Source organism: Luteimonas salinisoli (assembly GCF_013425525.1).
Classification (GTDB): Bacteria; Pseudomonadota; Gammaproteobacteria; order Xanthomonadales; family Xanthomonadaceae; genus Luteimonas; species Luteimonas salinisoli.
Map to the genome: position 1 here is coordinate 1 of NZ_JACCKA010000064.1, position 19,711 is coordinate 19,711.

The window sequence follows — 19,711 nt, forward strand, 5'->3', positions numbered from 1 at the left end:
CGCCCGGCCCGGCCGGACTGGGGCGGCGGCGCGCGGCGGCCCACAATGGCGCAAGCCGGTCCCATGGCGGGTCCGCACCACCGAGCTCGAGCCCATGGATAGCGCGCTGCAGAAACTCACCGTCACCGAGAAGGTCGGCTACAGCCTGGGCGACCTGGCCGCCAACCTGATCTTCCAGACGCTGGTCACCTTCCTGGCGTTCTTCTATACCGACGTCTACCGCATCCCCGCCGGCACCGCGGCGACGATCATCTTCGTCGTCGGCCTGCTCGGCGCGTTCGTGTTCACCCCGCTGGTCGGGCTGCTCGCCGACCGCACCGAGACCCGCTGGGGAAAGTTCCGGCCGTGGATCCTGTGGACGGCGGTGCCGTTCGGCGTGCTTTCCCTGCTGGCCTTCAGCACGCCCGACCTCGGTCCCCAGGGCAAGGTGATCTACGCCCTGGTCACCTACACCCTGCTGGTGCTGGTCTATGCCGCCAACAATCTGCCGTACGCGGCCCTGAGCGGCGTGCTCACCGGCAACATGGCCCAGCGCAACAGCGTCTCGGCCTACCGCTTCGTGGCGGTGATGGTCGCGCAGTTCATCATCCAGGTGCTGCTGCTGCCGCTGGTGCTGATCCTCGGCGGTGGCGACAAGGTGCAGGGCTTCCAGAACACCATCGCGCTGTTCGCCATCGTCGGCACGGTGTTCTTCCTGATCACCTTCTTCACCACCCGCGAGCGAGTGGTGCCGGTGTCCGACCAGCGCTCGAGCATCCGCGAGGACCTCTCCGACCTGGCGCGCAACCGGCCCTGGCTGGTGATGCTGGCGCTGACGGTGCTGGTGTTCGTGACGCTGGCGCTCAAGGGCGGCATGTACATCTACTACTTCCAGTACTACCTGGATCCCGCTGCGCTGGCGGCGTTCCTCGACGGCATCGGCTTCAACGCCGGGGTCGAGCGCGTGAATGCGGTCCTGACCGGCATGGGCCTGGCCGCATTCCAGTGGCCGGAAGACGCGCCGGCCTCGGCCTTCAGCCTGTTCAACGGCGGCGGCATCATCTTCATGATCGTCGGCATCGGATTCTCCAAGCCTCTCGCCGACCGATTCGGCAAGCGCGATACCTTCGGCGGGGCGCTGTTCCTGTCGACGCTGTTCGTCCTGGCGTTCTGGCTGTACCCGCCGGATGCGATCGGCCTGGTGTTCGTCTCGCAGATCCTGCACGGGTTCTTCTACGGCATCACCATCCCGCTGCTGTGGGCGATGATCGCCGACGTCGCCGACTACTCCGAGTGGAAGAACCACCGCCGCGCCACCGCGATCATCTTCTCGGCGATGCTCTGCGGGCTGAAGATCGGACTGAGCGTGGGCGGCGCGCTGGTGGCCGGCATCCTCGCCTTCTACGGCTACCTGCCCGGCGTGGACACCCAGGCGCCGGGCGCGGTGCAGGGCATCCGCCTGGCGGTCAGCGTGTACGCCTCGATTCCGTTCCTGCTGTGCGTGGCGCTGCTGTTCCTGTACGAGATCAACAAGGCGACGGAAACGCGCATCGAGCAGGAGCTGGCGGCGCGGCGGCTGCAGGCGGCCGCGCGCTGATCCATTTCCCCGTCGACAGAGGGCCGAGGATGTCAGACGCAATGGAAGCCGACCAACTGCAGGCGCTGGCCGCGCGCGCCATCTCCCGACCGCTGGTCACCCATATCTACACCGCCGATCCCTCGGCCCACGTGTTCGAAGGGGCGGTCTACGTCTATCCGTCGCACGACATCGACGCCGGCATCCCGTTCAACGACGACGGCGACCACTTCGGCATGCAGGACTACCACGTGCTGCGGATGGACTCGCCAGAAGGCGAGGCGGTCGACTGCGGCGTCGCGCTGCACGTGGACGACGTGCCGTGGGCCTCCCGGCAGATGTGGGCGCCCGACGCGGCCTGCCGCGATGGCCGCTACTATCTGTATTTTCCGGCGCGCGACGCAGCCGGCACGTTCCGCATCGGGGTGGCGACGGGCGAGCGGCCCGAAGGCCCCTTCAGCGCCGAGCCCGAGCCGATTCCCGGCAGCTACTCGATCGACCCGGCCGTCTTCGGCGACGCCGACGGCGCCTTCTATATGTATTTCGGCGGCCTGTGGGGCGGGCAGCTGCAGCAGTACCGCGACAACGTCCACGACCCCGACGGCCGCGAACCCGACGACGACGCCCCGGCGCTGGGGCCGAAGGTCGCGCGCCTGACCGAGGACATGACGCACTTCGCCGAGACGCCGCGCGAGGTCGCGATCCTGGACGCGGACGGCGCGCCGCTCCGCGCCGGCGACCACGAACGCCGCTACTTCGAGGCGCCGTGGCTGCACAAGTACGGCGGCAGGTACTACCTGTCGTATTCCACCGGCAACACCCACCTGCTCTGCTACGCGATCGGCGACGACCCGTATGGGCCGTTCACCTTCCAGGGAACGATCCTGCGCCCGGTGGTCGGCTGGACCACCCACCACTCGATCGTCGAATTCGGCGGCCGCTGGTGGCTGTACTACCACGACTCGCTCCTTTCCGGCGGCGTCACCCACCTGCGCTCGGTCAAGGTGGCGCCGCTGCAGCACGACGCGGCGGGCAGGATCGCGACCCTCGATCCCTATGGCGGCTGACGCGCCGGCGCCGGGACGGCCGATGCCGCCACAGGATGACAGCGCTGCCGTCGCGCCCGGTCCCGGCCCGCTGGTCGGGATCGACGCCGGGCGTCTCGCGGTCGAGATCGCACCCGGCGCCGGCGGGCGGATCGCGCAGATCCGCCACGACGGGGGCGACCTGCTGGTCGGGTACGGCGAGCACGGCACCGATCCCATCGCCTGGGGCTGCTACCCGATGGTGCCCTGGGCCGGCCGCATCCGCGGCGGCAGGTTCGCGTTCGAGACGCGCGAGTACCGCCTGCCCGTGGATGCGGACGGCCACGCCGTGCATGGCGTGGGTTACGCCATGCCGTGGCGGATGGACCGGCATGGCCCCACGCTGGCCGAGCTGTCGGTGCAGCTGCCCGCCGATGCCCGCTGGCCGTTCGGCGGCGCGGCGCGGCAGCGGATCGAAGTCGGCGTCGACCGGCTGCGGATGCGGCTATCGGTGAGCGCCGGCGTGCTGGCGATGCCGGCCGCGATCGGATGGCATCCCTGGTTCCGCAAGCCCGACCGCCTGGATTTCTCCCCCGTCGCGATGTACCCCCGCGACGCCGACGGCATCGCCACCGCACCGCCGCGGGCGCCGGCCCCGGGTCCATGGGACGACTGCTTCCTCAATCACGAGCCGGTCCTGCTCCGTCTCCACGGCAGGACCCTGCGCCTGACCTCGGGCTGCGAGCACTGGGTGGTCTACGACGCCGCCGCGCACGCCACCTGCGTCGAACCGCAGACCGGCCCGCCGGACGCGTTCAACCTCGCCCCGCAGCGGCTCGCGCCCGGGGCGAGTCTGGATGCGTGGTTCCTGATCGAGTGGCTGTGACGGCGACCGCTCCGCCGTGGCCTCTGGTGTCGTGCGCACCCTAGAAGCAGCGCAACCGCGAGTTTGAATCGATTCAATTCTGCGGGCTCCTGGTTGATAATCGATGCGTCCCGGCTCGATTCACATCACCCATGCCTCGGCCAGAAGATCGGCGACTACAAGCGGACCTGTCTGCAGCCAACGGTGCGCCGTCTGACCCACGGCTGTCCCGCGGGCGCACTTCACACGGCCCGGAGGGTTCGATCGACCTGATCGCAGCCGATGTCGGCGGCACGCACGCGCGGGTTGGGCATGTGCGGATCGCAGCCGACGGCACGCAGTCCGTCCTCGGCTACCGGCAGTACGACTGTGCCGACCATCCGACGCTGGCCGCAGTCCTGCGCGCATTCATGGCCCAGGCCGGCGTCGGCCATGCCGCGGATGCCGCGGTCGCCATCGCCGGCGTGCTGGATGGCGACATGCTGGTCAACAGCAATCTTCCCTGGCCGGTGTCGCTGGCGCAGACCCGGCACGACGCGGGCCTGCGAACCCTGACCCTGCTCAACGATTTCGAGGCGGTGGCGTTCGCAGTCCCGCACGTCGACTCGTCGCAGGCGAGCCTGGTGTGCGGAGACCCCGCCGTGCCCGAGGAGGCGCCCGTGCTGGTGCTGGGGCCGGGGACTGGCCTGGGCGCCGCGCTGTACCTGCCGGGCATGCCGCCGCGCGTGCTGCCGAGCGAAGCCGGGCACGCGGCGCTGGCCGTGGGCAGTGAGCGCGAGCTGGAAGTCCTGCGCCACCTGCTCGGGCGTTGGCCGCACGTGGATGCCGACCGGGTGCTGTCCGGCCCCGGACTGGTCAATACCTATGGAGCGCTGTGCGCGTTGGACAGGGTCGATCCGCGTCTAAGTACGCCGTCTGCAATCTCCCGGGCCGCATTGGACGGGCGCGATCGCCAGGCGATCGAGGCGTTGTCGATCTTCTGCGCGCTCCTCGGCAGCTTCGCCGGGGACCTGGCGTTGGCGTTCGGCGCCCGGCAGGTCCATTTGGCCGGCGGCATCCCGGCGCGCATTGCGCCGTTCCTGCGCGAGAGCGATTTCGCCATGCGCTTCCGCAACAAGGGCGTGCTGGCAGGACAGCTGGCGCGCACGCCGGTCTGGCTGGTCGAGCACGGCCTGCTCGGCGTGCTCGGCGCGGCGCTGGCCTGGGCGGCGGGACGGGAGGCGAACCCGCAGCCGTAGATCCGGCCGACGCGCACCGGCCTGTCGGACCTGAACCGATCCGCACAACGAGAGGATGATCGTCATGCAAAGCCGTCGTCGCTTCATCCAGGGCATCATGTTGAGCGCAGGCGCGTTGGCCCTACCGCGCATCGCGCCGGCACGGGCGCCGGATGGGGTGCGCGTGGTCTCCACCTGGGATTTCGGCGTCGGCGCCAACGCGGCGGCGTGGCAGGTGCTCGGCGCCGGTGGCAGCGCGCTCGATGCAGCCGAGGCCGGCGCGCGCTGGGCCGAGGCCGACCTGTGCAATCCGACCGTCGGCCGCTGCGGGAACCCCGACCGCGACGGGGTGCTGGCCCTCGATGCCAGCATCATGGACGGCGACGGCCGCTGTGGCGCGGTCGCCGCGCTGGAGGACATCCTGCATCCGGTCTCGGTCGCGCGCGCGGTGATGGAAAAGACCCCGCACGTGATGCTGGTCGGGCAGGGCGCGCAGCAGTTCGCAGTCGCGCAGGGCTTCGAGAAGACCCCGCTGCTGACCGATGAGGCGCGGCAGGCCTGGCGCGAGTGGCTGGAGACCTCGGAGTACGACCCGCGGATCAACGTCGAACGTCGGCAGCGGCCGGGCGACAGGAGCAACCACGACACCCTCGGCATCCTGGCCCTCGACGCCGCGGGCAGGTTGGCCGGCGCCTGCACCACCAGCGGCATGGCGTGGAAGATGCACGGACGGGTCGGCGACAGCCCGATCGTCGGCGCCGGGTTGTACGTCGACAACGAGGTCGGCGCCGCCACCGCCTCCGGGGTGGGCGAGGAGATGATCCGCAATGCCGCCAGCTTCCTCGTGGTCGAACTGATGCGGCAGGGGCGCTCGCCGCTGCAAGCGTGTCGCGAGGCGATCGAGCGCGTCGTCCGCAAGCGCCCGGAGGCGAGCAGGCACCTGCAGGTGTGCTTCCTGGCGATGAACAAGGCGGGCGAGGTGGGCGCGTTCGCCCTGCACGAGGGCTTCGTCTACGCGATGCAGGATGGCGGCGAAGGCCCGCACGACGCCTTGCACGAATCCGGCGCGGTCTACGCCACGGGGCAGTCGTGAGCGCACCGTTGCTGGAGATCGCGGCCAACTCGCTGGCCTCGGCGCTGGCCGCGCAGGACGGCGGCGCCGACCGCATCGAGCTGTGCGAGAACCTTGGCCAGGGCGGCTGCACGCCTTCTTTCGGCACGATCGCGATTGCGCGCGACAAGTTGCGGATTCCGCTGTACGTGCTGATCCGTCCGCGCGGCGGCGACTTCCTCTACGACGAAGGCGAGCGCGAGGCGATGCGGCACGACATCGAGACCTGCGTGCGGCTGGGTTGCGACGGCGTGGCGATCGGCGCGCTCGATGCCGATGGCGAGGTCGACACGGACGCCTGCCGCGCGCTCGTCGAAGCAGCAGGCCCGCTCGGGGTGACTTTCCATCGCGCACTCGACGCCGCGCGCGACCCGTTGCGCGCGCTGGAAGCGGCGATCGAGCTCGGCTGCGAACGGGTGCTGACCTCGGGGGCGCAGCCCGATGCCCTGGCCGGGGCCGACGGCATCGCCGCGTTGGCGCGGCAGGCGAGGGAGCGGATCAAGGTGATGGCGGGTGCCGGCGTCGCGCCCGACAACATCGCGTTGCTGCGCGAACGCAGCGCGGCCGACGAATTCCACGCCTCGGCCGGGGAGATGAGGCGTTCGGCGATGCGGCATCGCGCCGCGCTGCCCGGGTTGGAGCCGGACTGGCGGCAGAGCGACCGCGATCGGGTCGCGGCGCTGCGTGCCGCCTTGCACGCGCCAGCGTGACGGTCGAGCACGGGAACGACGAGCGGATTCCGAGCGCCTCCTATCGCGAAGCGGGCTGTACCGCGTCGGCGAGCGAGCGCAGGTTCAGCGCGGTACGCAGATCGGCGAGGCTGGCAGCCGAGGTCAGCTGCACGGTCACGCTCTCGCCCGGCAGCACGGTCAGCGCATTGTCGGCAAGTTCGACATCGAGATCGCCGAAGTCGATCCATACCGCGCGTGCAATCCGTTCGCTGCGCAGCGTGAGCACGTGGCCGCGGCCATCCCGCTCCAATTCGGCCTGCAGGCCAGGAGTGCCCCAGTCGATCTCCTTGGCGGCCTTGAACCAGACCACGCGGCGCGACGGCGGCTCGCCCTCGACCCGCAGGTCGAACACCGCCGCGGTCGCGGCCGGGTCGGCCCCGCCGAGCAGTTGGGCATCGGCGTACGCGTCGACCCGGGTCGACGACAATGGCGGCAACGTCACCGCCTGGCGCTCGTCGCGCAACACGTTGCCGTCCACGCCCACCACCCGGACGCGCAGTTCGCCGCTGCGTGCGGTGGTGCGATCGTTGAGCAGGTGCACGCCCGTCCTGCCCTCCGCGTTGCGCAGCGCCGAGACGGCGACCGGTGCGAAGAAGCGGCGGGCGTGGAAGTGCAGCGCCTTCCAGCGCCCGAACCAGTCGATGCTCGACCACGACGCCCCCGGCCACACGTCGTTGAGCTGCCAGTACAGCGAGCCCATGGTGTACGGACGGCTGCGGCGGTGGTGCAGGGCGGCTATTTCAATGCCTTCGGCCTGGGTGGCCTGGCTCAGGTAGACGAAGTCGGCGAAATTCTTCGGCGTGCCGAACTCCATCTCCACGTAGTGCAGCAGGCGCGCGTTGCCCTTGCCGGCCATGAACTTCTGGTGCGCCTCGATCACCGGCGTGTCGATGCCTTGTTCGTCGGGCCTGGCGAAATGATCGATGGTGCGCTGCACCGGCCAGGCCTGGATGCCGAACTCGGCCATGAAGCGCGGGGTGAGGTCCAGGTAGGCCGTGGGCGGCTTCGCGGGCCACCCCCACACTTCCCAGTAGTGCATGTTGCCGGCCTCGGGGACGTTGGCCTCCTCGGCGAGGTCGTTGCCCGGCGAGCTCGACCAGTAGGCGATGCCGCCGGCCTCCTCGGCCACGACCTGGCGCAGATCGCGGCCGAACAGCTGCACGTAGCCTTCCCAGACCGTTTCCGCGAACTCGGGGTCGGCGGCCCTCAGCTCCTTGCCGTGGTTGCCGCCGTCCCAGTACTTCCAGGCGATTTCCTGCTCGTTGTTGCCGCACCACAGCACGATGCTGGGGCGGTTGCGCAGGCGGCGCACCTGCTCGCGCGCCTCGGCCAGCACGTTCGCGCGGAACTCCGGGTCGTAGGCCGGCTGCATGCCGCCGCCGAACATGAAGTCCTGCCAGACCAGCAGGCCCAGCTCGTCGGCGATGTCGAAGAAGGCGTCGCTCTCGTAGTAGCCGCCGCCCCAGCCGCGGATCATGTTCATGTTGGCGTCGACCGCCGACTGCAGCACGCGGCGCAGCTGCGCCTCGCTCACGCGCGGCTGGAACATGTCGAACGGGATGAAATTGGCGCCCTTGGCGAACACCGGGATGCCGTTGATCTCGAAATGGAAGGTGCGGCCGACCTCGTCGGGATCGAGTCGAAGCTCGACGCTGCGCAGGCCGGTGCGCTGGCTGGCGCTGGCAACCAGCCTGCGTCCGTCCAGCACTTCCGCATCGAAGCGGTACAGCGCCTGCGCGCCGTAGCCGACCGGAAACCAGCGCCGCGGCTCGTCGATCGCCAGCGGCACGGTGACGGTGTCGGTGCCCGCGACGACTTCGATGCGTTGGCGTGCGACGCGCTTGCGCCTGCCGTCCGGCCCGGTCTGCCACAGGCGCAGCTCGTAATCGCCGGCGCGGGCGACGTCGAGGCCGACGCGCACGCTCAGCTCGGCGCGCTCGGCGGTGACCTGGTCCTGGCGGATGTGCAGATCGTCGATGCGGACCGCGTCCCAGCTCTGCAGCCTGACCGGCTTCCACACCCCGGCGGTGACGTAGCGCGGGCCCCAGTCCCAGCCGTAGTGGTAGCCGGGTTTGCGCACGAAGTTTGCGGTCATCGCCTCCGGCGGCTCGTCGCCGTAGGGCGAGGCGTAGTTGCCGCCGATCTTGTGCGGCATCGCGGCGACCCGCGGCAGCATGCGGTTGATCGGCGAGTGCAGTACCACGCGCAATTCGTTGCCGGCTTGCTGCAGGCTGCCCTGCACCGGCACCCGCCAGGTGCGGAAGAAGTTGCTGGCGTCGAGGATCTTCTCGCCGTTGAGCCAGACCTCGGCGAAGGTGTCGAGGCCTTCGAACACCAGGTCGCTGCGCGCGGCGTCGAACATGCCGGCCGGCGCGTCGAAGGTGGTGCGGTACTCCCAGTCGGCCAGCCCGATCCATTGCAGCCCGGCTTCGGGCGCGCCGACATGGGGATCCGGGATCAGCCGGTGCGCAAGCAGGTCGGTATGCACCGTACCCGGGACCCTGGCTGCGCGCCATGCGTTGGCCTGCGGATGCGTCCGGGCCTGCGGACTCTCGGGCAGCTGACGGAACCGCCAGCCATCGATCACCAGCCCTTCGCGCACTCCGGCGCTCGCCGGTGCCGCGCACAAGGCCAGCAGCAGTCCGGCGAGCGGCAGGAGGACGCGTTCGAACCGGGCTCCGGCGCGCCACCTCATGGCGCCGGCGCCTTGCAGTGCCGATCGATGTAGTCCTGGTGCATGGGCATCGCATCGACCGCTCGCGCCGTCTCCCGGCGCACGCCCTCGACGAATTCGGCCAGCCTCTCCCCGGGCACCCGGTCCACGATCGGATGATAGGTGCGCGGCACGATGCGCTGCCCGAGCATCACCTGTATCCAGCTCGGCAGTGCGAAGAAATCGTCCGCGTTGCGGAAGTAGCGACCGTCCTGCCGGAACAGGTCGAGGGTCTCGCGCAAGGTGTCGGGGATCGGCATGGTCCGGCAACGTTCCCAGAACGGGCTGTCGTCGCGCTCGGTCGCGTTGTAGTGCAGGATCAGGAAGTCGCGCACCCGTTCGTGCTCGAAGGCGGATTCCCGGTTGAACCGTTCGGCCAGCATCGGGTCGAAGTCGCGGTCCGGGAACAGGTTGAGCAGGCGCTGGATGCCGGACTGCGCCAGGTAGATGGAGGTGGATTCCAGCGGCTCCATGAAACCGCCTGCCAGGCCCACCGCGACGACGTTCCTGTTCCAGAACTTCCTGCGCCTGCCCGGGGTGAAGCGCAGCGGGCGTGGCTCGGCCAGCGCGCGTCCGTCGAGGCTGGACAGCAGCGCCGCGGCGGCTTCGTCGTCGCTGAGGTGGCTGCTGGAATACACGTAGCCGTTGCCGACGCGGTGCTGGGTCGGAATGCGCCATTGCCAACCGGCGCTGCGCGCGGTCACGCGGGTGTAGGGAGTCGGCGGTCCGGCGCTCGCGCTGGGCGCGACCATCGCACGGTCGCAGGGCAGCCATTGGCCCCACGCTTCGTATCCGGTCTTCAATGCTTGCTCGATCAGCAGGCCGCGGAAGCCCGAGCAGTCGATGAACAGTTCGCCCTCGACCCGTTCGCCGCTTTCCAGCACCACCGCTTCGACGAAGCCGTCTTCGCCGCGCTGCACGACTTCGACGACCTTGCCCTCGGTGCGCTGCGCGCCCCTGCGCTCGGCCAGTTCGCGCAGGTAGCGCGCATACAGGCCGGCATCGAACTGGTAGCCGTAGGCGATGTCCGCCAGCGGCGGTCCCGGCGACCCCGGCGGCGCATCGGCCGGGAGGGCCATGAACCTGTTCAGCGGGGCCGCAACGGTGGGCAGCGAGTAGGCGCCGATGTCGGCCGCGCGCCCGGCCAGGAACAGCTTCAGCCAGTACTGGTGGAAGGGCAGCGGCCCCAGCGAACGACCGATGGTGCCGAAACCGTGGACGTAGCTGTCGCCGAGGCGGGCCCAGTCGTTGAACTGGATGCCGAGCTTGAACGTGCCCTGGGTCCTGACGATGAAGTCGGCCTCGGCGATGCCCAGCACCCGCGTGTTGAAGACCTTCATGTACGGCACGGTGGACTCGCCAACGCCGACGATGCCGATCTCCTCGGACTCGACCAGGCGGATGCGGACGCCATGCCCGAAGTAGGTCGCCAGCACCGCAGCCGCCATCCATCCGGCGCTGCCGCCACCGACCACCACCACGTTCCCGATCCGGTTGCCGCTTTCCGTCATTCGCTTGCCGCCTCGGCGTTTCGCCGCTCCAACCCCCTCGGCCGGATGGGCGCGAGGGGGAAGAGGGTGTTCAGAACTTGTAGGTCAGGCCCAGGTACATGATGCGGCCGGAGTACGCGTTGGACAGGAAGCGGTCCCTGGTGTCGTTGCCCAGGTGCGAACGCTGCTCGGACTTGGTCACGTTCAGCACCGAGCCGGTCACCGTCAGGCCGTTGCTGAAGTTGTAGCCGATGTTCACGTCGACCTGGTCGTACGGTTCGGTGTAGACGTTGAAACCGTTGGACAGGCCGCCGACGACTTCGCCGCGGCGATTGTACGAAGCGCGGGCAAGGAACCGGTTGTTCTCGTAGAACGCCGTGAGATTGCCCTGGGTCTTCGCGCTGCCCACCAGCGGCGACTCGCCGATCTCCTGCGTGCCGACGACGACCGCCGCCATGTTGGTGTCGTTGTAGGTGTAGTTGGCCTGGAAGCCGAAGCCGGCGTCGAACGTATGCTGCGCATACACTTCCACGCCCTGCGACACGGCATCCCGCCCGGCCGCCTGCGTGGAATAGTCCTGCACCGTCACCGTCTCGCCGCCCACGTCGAGCAGCAGGTCCTGGACAACCGGAACCGTGAAGTTCTTGATGTTCTTCCGGAACAGGCCCGCGCCCACGACCGATCCCGGCTGGTAGTACCACTCCAGCGCAACGTCGAACTGGGTCGCCTCGAACGGTTCCAGCTCCTTGTTGCTGCCGGCGCCGTACCAGCCGGGATCGACGGTGCCGCCGGCGAGCCTGCGATCATCGGCATACTCCGTGTCGAAGAACGTGAGGTTGCCCGGGAAGGCGATGCTGGTGTAGGCCTGCCGCGAGATGACCTTGGAGGCGGCGCCACGCAGCACCAGGTTATCGGTCAGGTCCCAGGCGATGTTGAAGCTGGGCAGGACGTCGGTATAGGTCTTGTCCATCGAGGCGAGTTCGTAGGATTCCTCCATGGCCTCCGCTTCGAGCATGCGCACGAAACCGGATTCGCAACCGGCCGTTCCCGGGGGCGGGCCTCCTGCGGGACATGGCATCGGGTTGCCGTCCGGGCCATCCACGAAGTAGTCCAGCCATCTGACCACCCTGTCGGTCGATGCGGCGTACTGCCGGGTCCGGGCAACGCGCACGCCGAGATTGCCGCGCACCCGGTCGGTGCGGAAATTCGCCTGGACGTAGGCTGCCGTCGACTTTTCGCCCACGTCGTAGATGAAGTTGGGTTCCCGTCGGTTCTGCATCCCGCCGTAGCGCTGGTCCAGATGAGCGATGTAGGCCGGGAAATCGACGCCGGGAAAGACGTTGGCGTCGAAGCCGCCCGCGATGTCGCCGAGCGGTTTCGAATAGAAGAAGCCTGGTTGCGCGACGCCCGCCTGCGGGTCGCAGCCGGCCTGGTAGCGCTGGCTGTAGTCGGCCGGGTCCGCGCCCTGGCAGACCCAGTAGGTGTTGCCGGTGTTGCGATGGACTTCGCTGTCGGTGTACTTGGCGCCGAGCTGGATCGAATCCAGCCAGCCGTCGAGGAACAGCTTGCTGAAGTCGGCTTGAAAATAGTTGTGCCGCACGCTGGTTTCCAGCCAGGACGAATCGGTCGAACCGGTGTCGATCTCGGCGATTCCGGCCATCAGGACGTCCTGCAGGTCCGGGGAGAACGTCGCCGTCGGCGTGCCGCTCAGGTCCCATGCGCTGTAGGTGTTGCCGGCTTGCCAGACGCCGTCCACCTGGCGCCGCGGCTTGGCCGACATGCGAAAGCTCATCGACGGGCCGCCGTCGGACCAGGAACGTCCGCCCTTGAAGGAGGCCTTGAACAGATCGCTGACGTTCCAATCGATCTCGAGATCGGCGGTCTCCGACCGGGCGCGCTCGCGGCTGTAGCCGCCGGTGAGCTGGGGTGTCGGCACCGTGCAGTCGTCCGGACCCCAGCCGCCGGGATCCATGCCTGCTGCCGCGGCCTCCGCTTCGCTGCAGTAGTACGTCCTGCCCGCGATCCGTTCGAACGCCGCGCCGGTCACGATGGTGCCGCTGGGATCGAAGGTGTGCCCGTTCAACAGCCTGCCCCCCGGCCAGTTGCCGTCCCCCGCGAAGCGGGCGATGTTCCATTCCGGGATCTTGAGCTGGTTGAAGGTGTAGTCGCCCTGCAGGTCGAAGCGGAAGTAGTTGCCGGTCAGGGTCAGGTCGTCGGTCGGGCGGAACTGCAGGGTCAACTGCGTTCCGGTCCGCTCGCGCTTCTCGTTGCGGACTCCGAAGTTGACCGAGGTCGGCAGGAAGAAATCCGAGTAGTAGTCGCCGTCCTGGTCGTAGTGGCCCGACTGGCCCCACCAATAATTGATGCCGCCTTGGGTCAGGGGCGTGCCGTTGACGTCGGTCGCGGGATTGCTCGTGTAGTCGTCCCCGTACCATGACCAGCTTTCGGTACCGACTTCCATGCTGCGGTTGGTGCGGTTCTGCTTGGTCACGCCTATCAGCGCGCCGAAGCGCTCGTCGTCGCTCTGCCAGGAATACATCGCCGACCACTGCGGATCGGTGGTGCCGCTGGTGTCGGAACGGGTGAACTCGACCGACGCGAAACCGGTATCGGACGGCATGTCCAGCGGCCGACGGGTATGCAGGATCACGGTGCCGCCGATGCCGCCTTCGTCCAGGCGCGCTTCCGGCGTCTTGTACAGTTCCGAACTGGCCAGCATGTTGGACGGCATCAGCACGAAGTTGAACGCACGCGTGGCCTCGCTGTTGGTCTCGGAGGAAGCGATGTAGTTGCCGTTCAACTGGGTCAGGGTCAGGCCGGCCTGCAGGCCGCGCACGCTGACGGTCTTGCCCTCGCCGCCGTCGCGGGTGATGACCACGCCGGGCACGCGCTGCAGCGCATCGGCGACGTTCTTGTCGGGGAACTTGCCGACGTCCTCGGCGGTGATGACCTCGACGACCGCGTTGGCATTGCGCTTCTGGTCGAGGCTCTTCTCGATCGCGTAGCGATAACCGGTGACGACGACCGTGTCGAGGTGGGTGGCCGGGTCGGACACCGGGGCTTCTTCCCGGGGCGTTTCCGCATCGGCAGTGGCAGCCGTCTCCTGTGCGAAGACGCTGGCCGGCGCTGCCGCGGCGGCAGTCAAAACCAATGCAATCGCGACGGACAACGAGTTCCGGATCTGTGCTTGTGACATCTGAATCTCCCTCTCCCGAATGGATACGCCTCGAACGACCGATTTGTATCGATCCAAATCCCGAGTGGCATTCAGCTCCATGTGCACGCCATCGTGCGGCCGGACTGCGGTGTCCGCGAGACGGACGGTCCGGGCTCACGCCCCGTCGTGGCTAGTGCGTTGAATTGGATCGATCCAATTTATTGCGGCGTAAGATTTAGCACAGGGCAGAGAGGTGTGCATGTTGCCTCGCAGCATGCTGAGGGCGGCCGGGAAGGCGCGGGTGGAACCGGTCGCGCGCCGGGGATGCTGCCGGGTCGATGGCCGACAGCGGCAGCGGTCGGGCTTGCGAGCCCAGGGTCCGGGCGCTTTTTGTTGCGGTGCAGAATGCAATGGTCATGTGGACTATGGTTGATTTAGATCGATCCAGTTCGGTGGTGCAGGCAAGCGAAGACAGGGCGATGACCCGGTCGCCGCTTGTCGGGATCGGCGCCTGAATCGTGGCAAGTATTTGATTCCATGGGCCGTTTGATCCTCGGCCACCTTCTCGGGTTGGAGCCCGGTCTCGACCGGGCTCGGTGCTCTTCCAGTGCGATGGCCTCCGTCGGCTGCGACGCGATCCGCGCACAGCAAGTCTCGCGGCGTGCCGGCGCTGCGGGACCCGACCATCCGGCTGCGCCGACAGCCGCAACGATCCTGAGGTATGCCGTGCCCGAACCCATGTTGCTTGCCATGCCGTTGCTCGCCGAATCGACGTCTGCGATGCCGTCGAGCAGGACCTCGCCGCCGACCGCGGGCCGGTGCCGCCGCGGCATCCGAGGATGGGGGCCGGGGCTCGTGCTCGGCGTCGCCGCATTGCTGTCGGCGCCGGTGGCCCAGGCCCGCCAGGCCGATGACCTCGCCGCCACCGTCAACACCTTCATCGGCAGCAAGGACGACGGCAACACCTTCCCTGGCGCATCCGCGCCGTTCGGCCTGATCCAGGTCTCGCCGATCGGCGAGCACTATTCGGGTTGGCGCTACGACGACCCGAAGATCCATGGCTTCGGCCACTCCTTCATTTCCGGCGCCGGCTGCTGGGAGCAGGGCGGACAGGTTTCGGTGTTGCCGGTGACCGGCACGATCGGCCCGGGCGGCGATCTCGACACCTCCGATGCCAGGAGCTTCGACCACCGCGAGTACGCCTCGGCCTACACCCATGAAGGCGAGATCGGCCAGGCCGGTTACTACAGGGTGCGGCTGACCGATTACGGCGGCATCGACGCCGAGGCCACCGCGCTGACCCGTGCCGCGGCCGAGCGCTACACCTTTCCGGCCGGCGTGCCGGAAGGCCACGTGCTGGTCAACGTCAGCCAGGCCAATGCCCGCCACCGCGTGATCGGCAGCAGCATCGAGGTGGTCGGCGACCGCGTGGTCGAGGGCAAGGTCACCACGATGAGCTTCTGCGGCGGCCACCAGTACAGCACCTGGTTCCGCCTCGAGTTCGACCGCCCGTTCGAATCGTTCGGCACCTGGGGCCAGGCCGGCGGCACGCCCGACGCGCGCTTCAGCATGGAAGGCGAGCACGACCCCTACAACGGCGCCTGGCTCAGCTTCGACACCTCGAAGGGACGGACGGTGACCGCGATCAGCGCGATCTCGCATGTCGATGCCGAAGGCGCGCGCATCAACCTGCGCGCCGACGGCATGAAGAACGGCAAGCCGATGGGCTTCGATGCGATGCGCAAGGCTGCACAGGACACCTGGCGGGCGGAGCTGGCCTCGGTGCGGATCGAGGGCGGCAGCCGCGACGACCGCACGGTGTTCTACACCGCGCTCTATCACGCCCTGCTGCAGCCGCTGACAGGCAGCGATGCCGACGGCCGCTATCGCGGCTACGACGACGACATCCATGTCGCCGACGGCTGGACCTACTACGAATACTTCTCGCTCTGGGACACCTACCGCTCGCAGAACCAGTTGCTGGCGATCCTGCGGCCGGAGCGCTCGCGCGACATCGCCCGTTCGGTGCTGGCGATCCACGAGCAGGGAGGCTGGCTGCCGCGCTGGGGTTACGCCAATTTCGAGACCAACGTCATGACCGGCGACCCGGTCACCCCCTTCCTGGCCGACCTGTGGCGCTTCGGCGCGCTCGAGGGCCGCGAAGCCCAGGCCTGGGCGGCGCTGCGCCAGAACGCCCATGACGTGCCGCCGCTGAACTCGCGCCATGCCGGCCGCAGCGGCAACCCGAACTACCTGGCCAAGGGCTTCATCCAGTTCGACCGCGCCTTTCCCTCCAAGGGGATGGACGTGGATCCGCACCATGCCGGCTCGGCCACGTTCGAGTACGCCGTGGCCGACTGTGCGCTGGCGCAGATGGCCGAAGCACTCGGCCACACCGTCGACGCCGCCGACCTGCGCCGCCGCGGCGGCAACTGGCGCAATGTCTGGGATCGGCAGCTGAAGGAAGCAGAAAGCGGCTTCACCGGCTTTCCGCGTCCGCGGCTGCAGGACGGGCGCTGGTTCGCACCGCCAACCGGCGCCTACAGCCCGCGTTCGCACTATGGTTTCCACGAGGGAACCGCCTGGCAGTACCAGTGGCTGGTGCCCCAGGATCCCGCGGGCCTGGCCGAGGCGATGGGCGGACGCGAGCGCACGCTCGAACGCCTGGATGCCTTCTTCTCCCTGGACGTGCTGCGCGAAGACGTGGGGAAGGCACGCGGCGAGTGGGTGGCGGGCCCATACGACTACTACGGCCAGTTCCGCTTCAACCCGAACAACGAGCCGACCATGCACGTGCCATGGATCTACACCGTCCTCGGCGCCCCGGAGCGCACCGCAATCGTGGTGCGCGCGGCGCAGACCCTGTTCACCAACGCACCCGACGGGGTTACCGGCAACGACGATCTCGGCACGATGTCGGCCTGGTACCTGTTCACCGCGATCGGCCTGTACCCGCTGATGCCTGGCACGGGCGAACTGGTGCTGCACGCACCTCGCTTCGAGCGGATCGAGATGGATCTCGGCAACGGCCGGACCCTGAGCGTGGCCGCGCCGGGTGCGGATGGTGGTTCGGTGCAGTACCCGCGCCAAGTGCGTTTCAACGGCGAGCCGGTGGAGCAGGTCTGGCTGGACTGGTCGCGCCTGCGCGAAGGTGGCGAGCTCGGCTTCGAGCTCGGCAACGAGCCTTCGGATTGGGGCGCGGACGCTTCCAGCCGGCCGGCGGCGGCCTGCCCGGCAAGCGCGCGCTGAGCGGACGATGCGGCGTGGACGCCTTCAGCACGAGCCTGCAGCGACGCCGATGTCGCGACGGTACCGCGTGGGGATGGCGTCGGCCGGAAGAGCCGAGCGGAAAAGCAGGCTTGAATCGATTCATTTCGGCAATAATCGGTCGAACTCAGGGATTCGCATCAAGAGGCTTCCGATGACTGCAATCAAGTCCAGGCACAAGGTCGTCACCGTCACCGACATCGCCAAGTCCTGCGGGGTCTCGCGCGCAACCGTGTCGTTGGTACTGCGCGGCAGCCCGCTGGTGCACGCCGACACCCGCGCCCGGGTCGAGGCCGAACTCAAGCGCCAGCGCTACGTCTACAACCGCGCAGCGGCCAACCTGCGTCGGCAGACGTCGTCGTCGGTGGCGCTGGTGATCAACGACCTGTCCAACCCGTTCTTCGCCGAGTTCGCCGCCGGCGTCGACGAGGCGCTGGGCGAGGGCCGCTACGTGACCTTGCTCGGCAGCACCGCCGAATCGCCGGAACGCCAGGAAGCGGTGCTGGCCTCGCTGGTCGAGCACGCTCCCGCCGGCATCATCCTTTCGCCGGCCGAGCACAGCGATGCCGTCGCGCTGCAGCGCGTGCTCGGCGCACGCATGCCGGTGCTGGTGTTCAACCGCGAACTGTCCGGTCACGACTGGGATTTCCTCGCACTCGACAATCAGCGCGGCGCGCGCCTGGCCACCGAACATCTGCTTGCGCTCGGCCATCGGCGGATCGCGTTCTTCGGCGGCCACGCCGACTCCAGTTCGTGCCGGCAGCGTCGCGAGGGCTATCTGGAAGCGATGCGCGCCGCCGGCATCGAGCCGGAGCCGGGCTGGCTGGTCGAATCGAGCCCGACCCGCGGCGACGCTGCCGCGCGCACCGCCCAACTGCTCGAGCGCGCGCCCGGTTCGACCGCGGCGGTCTGCTACAACGACAACGTCGCCTTCGGCCTGATGCTCGGCCTGCGCGCGCGTGGCGTGCTCCCGGGCAGCGAGTTCGCCGTCACCGGCTTCGACGACATCAGCGAGGCGGCACTGTCCACCCCGCCATTGACCACGCTGGCGGTGCAGCCGCGCGTCTGTGGCCGCCTGGCCGCGGAAATGCTGCTCGATCGCGTGCGCGAACCCGATGCGCCCGCGCGGCGCGTGGTCGCGCCGGTGCAGCTGATGGTGCGCGGCAGCTGCGGGGAGTCGATGCAATGAACACGAATCGCCTCCCATGCCCACGACCCCGGTGCCGCAGCAGCGACACCTGACCGACAGAGCGTCCTCCCGCATGAGCACACCCGACCAATCCGAAAGCCCGCCGGCCGGCACCGCCGCGGTCGCCGCCAAAGCGCGCATGGCACTGATCGCGATGACCGCGATCTTCTTCATGTGGGGCTTCATCACCGAGCTCAACGACGTGCTGATCCCGCACCTGAAGTCGGTGTTCGAACTCAAGTACTGGCAGGCGATGCTGGTTCAGTTCTGCTTCTTCGGCGCCTATCTGGTGATGGCGGTGCCGGCGGGCAGGGTGATGTCGCACGTGGGCTACAAGCTCGGCATCGTGATCGGCCTGCTGATCGCGGGCGGCGGCTCGCTGCTGGTGCTGCCTGCGGCGCAGGCGGGCTCGTTCTACCTGTTCCTGCCGGCGTTGTTCATCCTTGCCAGCGGCATCGTGCTGCTGCAGGTTTCGGCGAATCCGTACGTCGCGCTGCTCGGCGCACCGGAGCGCGCGCCGAGCCGGCTCAACTTCGCCCAGGCGGTCAACTCGGTCGGTCACACCATCGGCCCAGCGGTCGGCGGCGCGCTGATCTTCAGCGCGACCCACCTGAGCGCGGAAGATCTGGCGCTGCTGCCGGCCGCCGAGCGCGCGCAGACGGTGCAGCCGCTGTACCTCGGCGTGGCGCTGGCGCTGGTGGTGCTTGCGGTCGCGGTCTGGTTCTTCCGCCTGCCCGCGCATGCCGAGGCCACCGAGAAGGCCGACCCGCTCAAGCACACCTTCGCCGAAGTGCTGAAGCGTCCGCACGTGCGCTGGGGCGTGCTGGCGATCTTCCTCTACGTCGGTGCCGAGGTCGCGATCGGGAGCTTCCTCGCCAACTACGCGATGCGGCCCGATATCGGCGGCGTCGCCGAGCAGGATGTCGGGTTCTACGTTTCGCTGTATTGGGGCGCGGCGATGGTCGGTCGCTTCGTCGGCGCCGCGTTGCTGCTGAAGTTCGATCCGAGGAAGATGCTCGGTGCGTACGCGGTCGTCGCGATCGCGCTGCTGTCGACGACGATGTCCAGCGGCGGCACCACGGCGATGTGGGCGGTCATCGCGGTCGGCTTCTTCAACTCGATCATGTTCCCGACCATCTTCACCCTGGTGATCGACCGCCTCGGCCCGCTGGTGCCGAAGGCATCGAGCCTGCTGGTGATGGCGATCTTCGGCGGCGCGGTGATCCCGCTGCTGCAGGGCAACCTGGTCGACGTCCTGCAGGTCGCGACCGGCGACGAGACGCGCGCGCTGCAGTACGCGTTCCTGCTGCCTGCGCTGTGCTACGCCTACGTGGTCTGGTACGGACTGCGCGGTTCGCGCGTGGCCGGCGTTGGCGGCCGGGGCTGAGGCG

General features: G+C 68.7%; 12 protein-coding genes. 9 read left to right on the plus strand and 3 right to left on the minus strand.

Annotated features, from left to right (window positions below; all coding sequences use genetic code 11):
• Positions 1-94: 94 nt before the first annotated feature.
• The 6 genes from H0E84_RS10760 to H0E84_RS10785 all read left to right on the plus strand — a co-directional run bounded on the left by H0E84_RS10760 (position 95) and on the right by H0E84_RS10785 (position 6,483).
• The gene (locus H0E84_RS10760; protein ID WP_180678654.1) at positions 95-1,576 is read left to right on the plus strand and encodes an MFS transporter; all 1,482 of its coding nucleotides are present in this window, start codon (positions 95-97) and stop codon (positions 1,574-1,576) included.
• A 41-nt stretch (positions 1,577-1,617) separates the two neighbouring features.
• Positions 1,618-2,622: a glycoside hydrolase family 43 protein gene (locus H0E84_RS10765; RefSeq protein ID WP_257644178.1), complete on the plus strand. Its 1,005-nt coding sequence runs from the start codon at positions 1,618-1,620 to the stop codon at positions 2,620-2,622.
• Positions 2,623-2,644: 22 nt separating this feature from the next.
• The gene (locus tag H0E84_RS10770) at positions 2,645-3,466 is read left to right on the plus strand and encodes an aldose epimerase family protein (RefSeq protein ID WP_257644179.1); all 822 of its coding nucleotides are present in this window, start codon (positions 2,645-2,647) and stop codon (positions 3,464-3,466) included.
• A gap of 131 nt (positions 3,467-3,597) precedes the next feature.
• On the plus strand, positions 3,598-4,683 hold the full coding sequence (locus tag H0E84_RS10775; RefSeq protein ID WP_180678657.1) for a glucokinase: 1,086 nt from the start codon (positions 3,598-3,600) through the stop codon (positions 4,681-4,683).
• A gap of 64 nt (positions 4,684-4,747) precedes the next feature.
• Positions 4,748-5,755, plus strand: a complete 1,008-nt coding sequence (locus tag H0E84_RS10780) for a glycosylasparaginase (RefSeq protein WP_180678658.1) — start codon at positions 4,748-4,750, stop codon at positions 5,753-5,755.
• Positions 5,752-6,483: a copper homeostasis protein CutC gene (locus tag H0E84_RS10785; protein WP_180678659.1), complete on the plus strand. Its 732-nt coding sequence runs from the start codon at positions 5,752-5,754 to the stop codon at positions 6,481-6,483. Before H0E84_RS10780 ends, H0E84_RS10785 begins: the two co-directional genes overlap by 4 nt.
• Positions 6,484-6,523: 40 nt before the next feature.
• Here H0E84_RS10785 and H0E84_RS10790 read toward each other — a convergent pair whose 3' ends face one another.
• The 3 genes from H0E84_RS10790 to H0E84_RS10800 form a co-directional block, all read right to left on the minus strand.
• Entirely contained in the window at positions 6,524-9,199 is a 2,676-nt protein-coding gene (locus H0E84_RS10790; RefSeq protein ID WP_180678660.1) for a beta-mannosidase, read from the minus strand.
• Positions 9,196-10,728, minus strand: a complete 1,533-nt coding sequence (locus H0E84_RS10795; protein WP_180678661.1) for a tryptophan halogenase family protein — start codon at positions 10,726-10,728, stop codon at positions 9,196-9,198. The genes H0E84_RS10790 and H0E84_RS10795 overlap by 4 nt, the downstream gene beginning before the upstream one ends.
• Positions 10,729-10,798: 70 nt before the next feature.
• Entirely contained in the window at positions 10,799-13,903 is a 3,105-nt protein-coding gene (locus tag H0E84_RS10800) for a TonB-dependent receptor (protein ID WP_180678662.1), read from the minus strand.
• Positions 13,904-14,614: 711 nt separating this feature from the next.
• Between H0E84_RS10800 and H0E84_RS10805 the strand changes: the two genes are divergently transcribed.
• The 3 genes from H0E84_RS10805 (at position 14,615) to H0E84_RS10815 (ending at position 19,707) form a co-directional block, all read left to right on the plus strand.
• Entirely contained in the window at positions 14,615-17,113 is a 2,499-nt protein-coding gene (locus H0E84_RS10805; protein WP_425600481.1) for a GH92 family glycosyl hydrolase, read from the plus strand.
• Between the two features lie 172 nt (positions 17,114-17,285).
• Positions 17,286-18,320, plus strand: coding sequence for a LacI family DNA-binding transcriptional regulator (locus tag H0E84_RS10810; protein WP_180678663.1), 1,035 nt, complete (start codon positions 17,286-17,288; stop codon positions 18,318-18,320).
• A gap of 73 nt (positions 18,321-18,393) precedes the next feature.
• Positions 18,394-19,707 (plus strand): sugar MFS transporter, encoded by a 1,314-nt coding sequence (locus tag H0E84_RS10815; RefSeq protein WP_425600482.1) that lies wholly within the window; start codon positions 18,394-18,396, stop codon positions 19,705-19,707.
• Positions 19,708-19,711: the final 4 nt, after the last annotated feature.

Coding starts and splice junctions, on each gene's coding strand:
- H0E84_RS10760 (WP_180678654.1), top strand. CDS start 95: ATGGATAGCGCGCTGCAGAAACTCACCGTCACCGAGAAGGTCGGCTAC.
- H0E84_RS10765 (WP_257644178.1), top strand. CDS start 1,618: ATGGAAGCCGACCAACTGCAGGCGCTGGCCGCGCGCGCCATCTCCCGA.
- H0E84_RS10770 (WP_257644179.1), top strand. CDS start 2,645: ATGCCGCCACAGGATGACAGCGCTGCCGTCGCGCCCGGTCCCGGCCCG.
- H0E84_RS10775 (WP_180678657.1), top strand. CDS start 3,598: ATGCCTCGGCCAGAAGATCGGCGACTACAAGCGGACCTGTCTGCAGCC.
- H0E84_RS10780 (WP_180678658.1), top strand. CDS start 4,748: ATGCAAAGCCGTCGTCGCTTCATCCAGGGCATCATGTTGAGCGCAGGC.
- H0E84_RS10790 (WP_180678660.1), bottom strand. CDS start 9,199: ATGAGGTGGCGCGCCGGAGCCCGGTTCGAACGCGTCCTCCTGCCGCTC.
- H0E84_RS10795 (WP_180678661.1), bottom strand. CDS start 10,728: ATGACGGAAAGCGGCAACCGGATCGGGAACGTGGTGGTGGTCGGTGGC.
- H0E84_RS10800 (WP_180678662.1), bottom strand. CDS start 13,903: ATGTCACAAGCACAGATCCGGAACTCGTTGTCCGTCGCGATTGCATTG.
- H0E84_RS10805 (WP_425600481.1), top strand. CDS start 14,615: ATGCCGTTGCTCGCCGAATCGACGTCTGCGATGCCGTCGAGCAGGACC.
- H0E84_RS10810 (WP_180678663.1), top strand. CDS start 17,286: ATGACTGCAATCAAGTCCAGGCACAAGGTCGTCACCGTCACCGACATC.
- H0E84_RS10815 (WP_425600482.1), top strand. CDS start 18,394: ATGAGCACACCCGACCAATCCGAAAGCCCGCCGGCCGGCACCGCCGCG.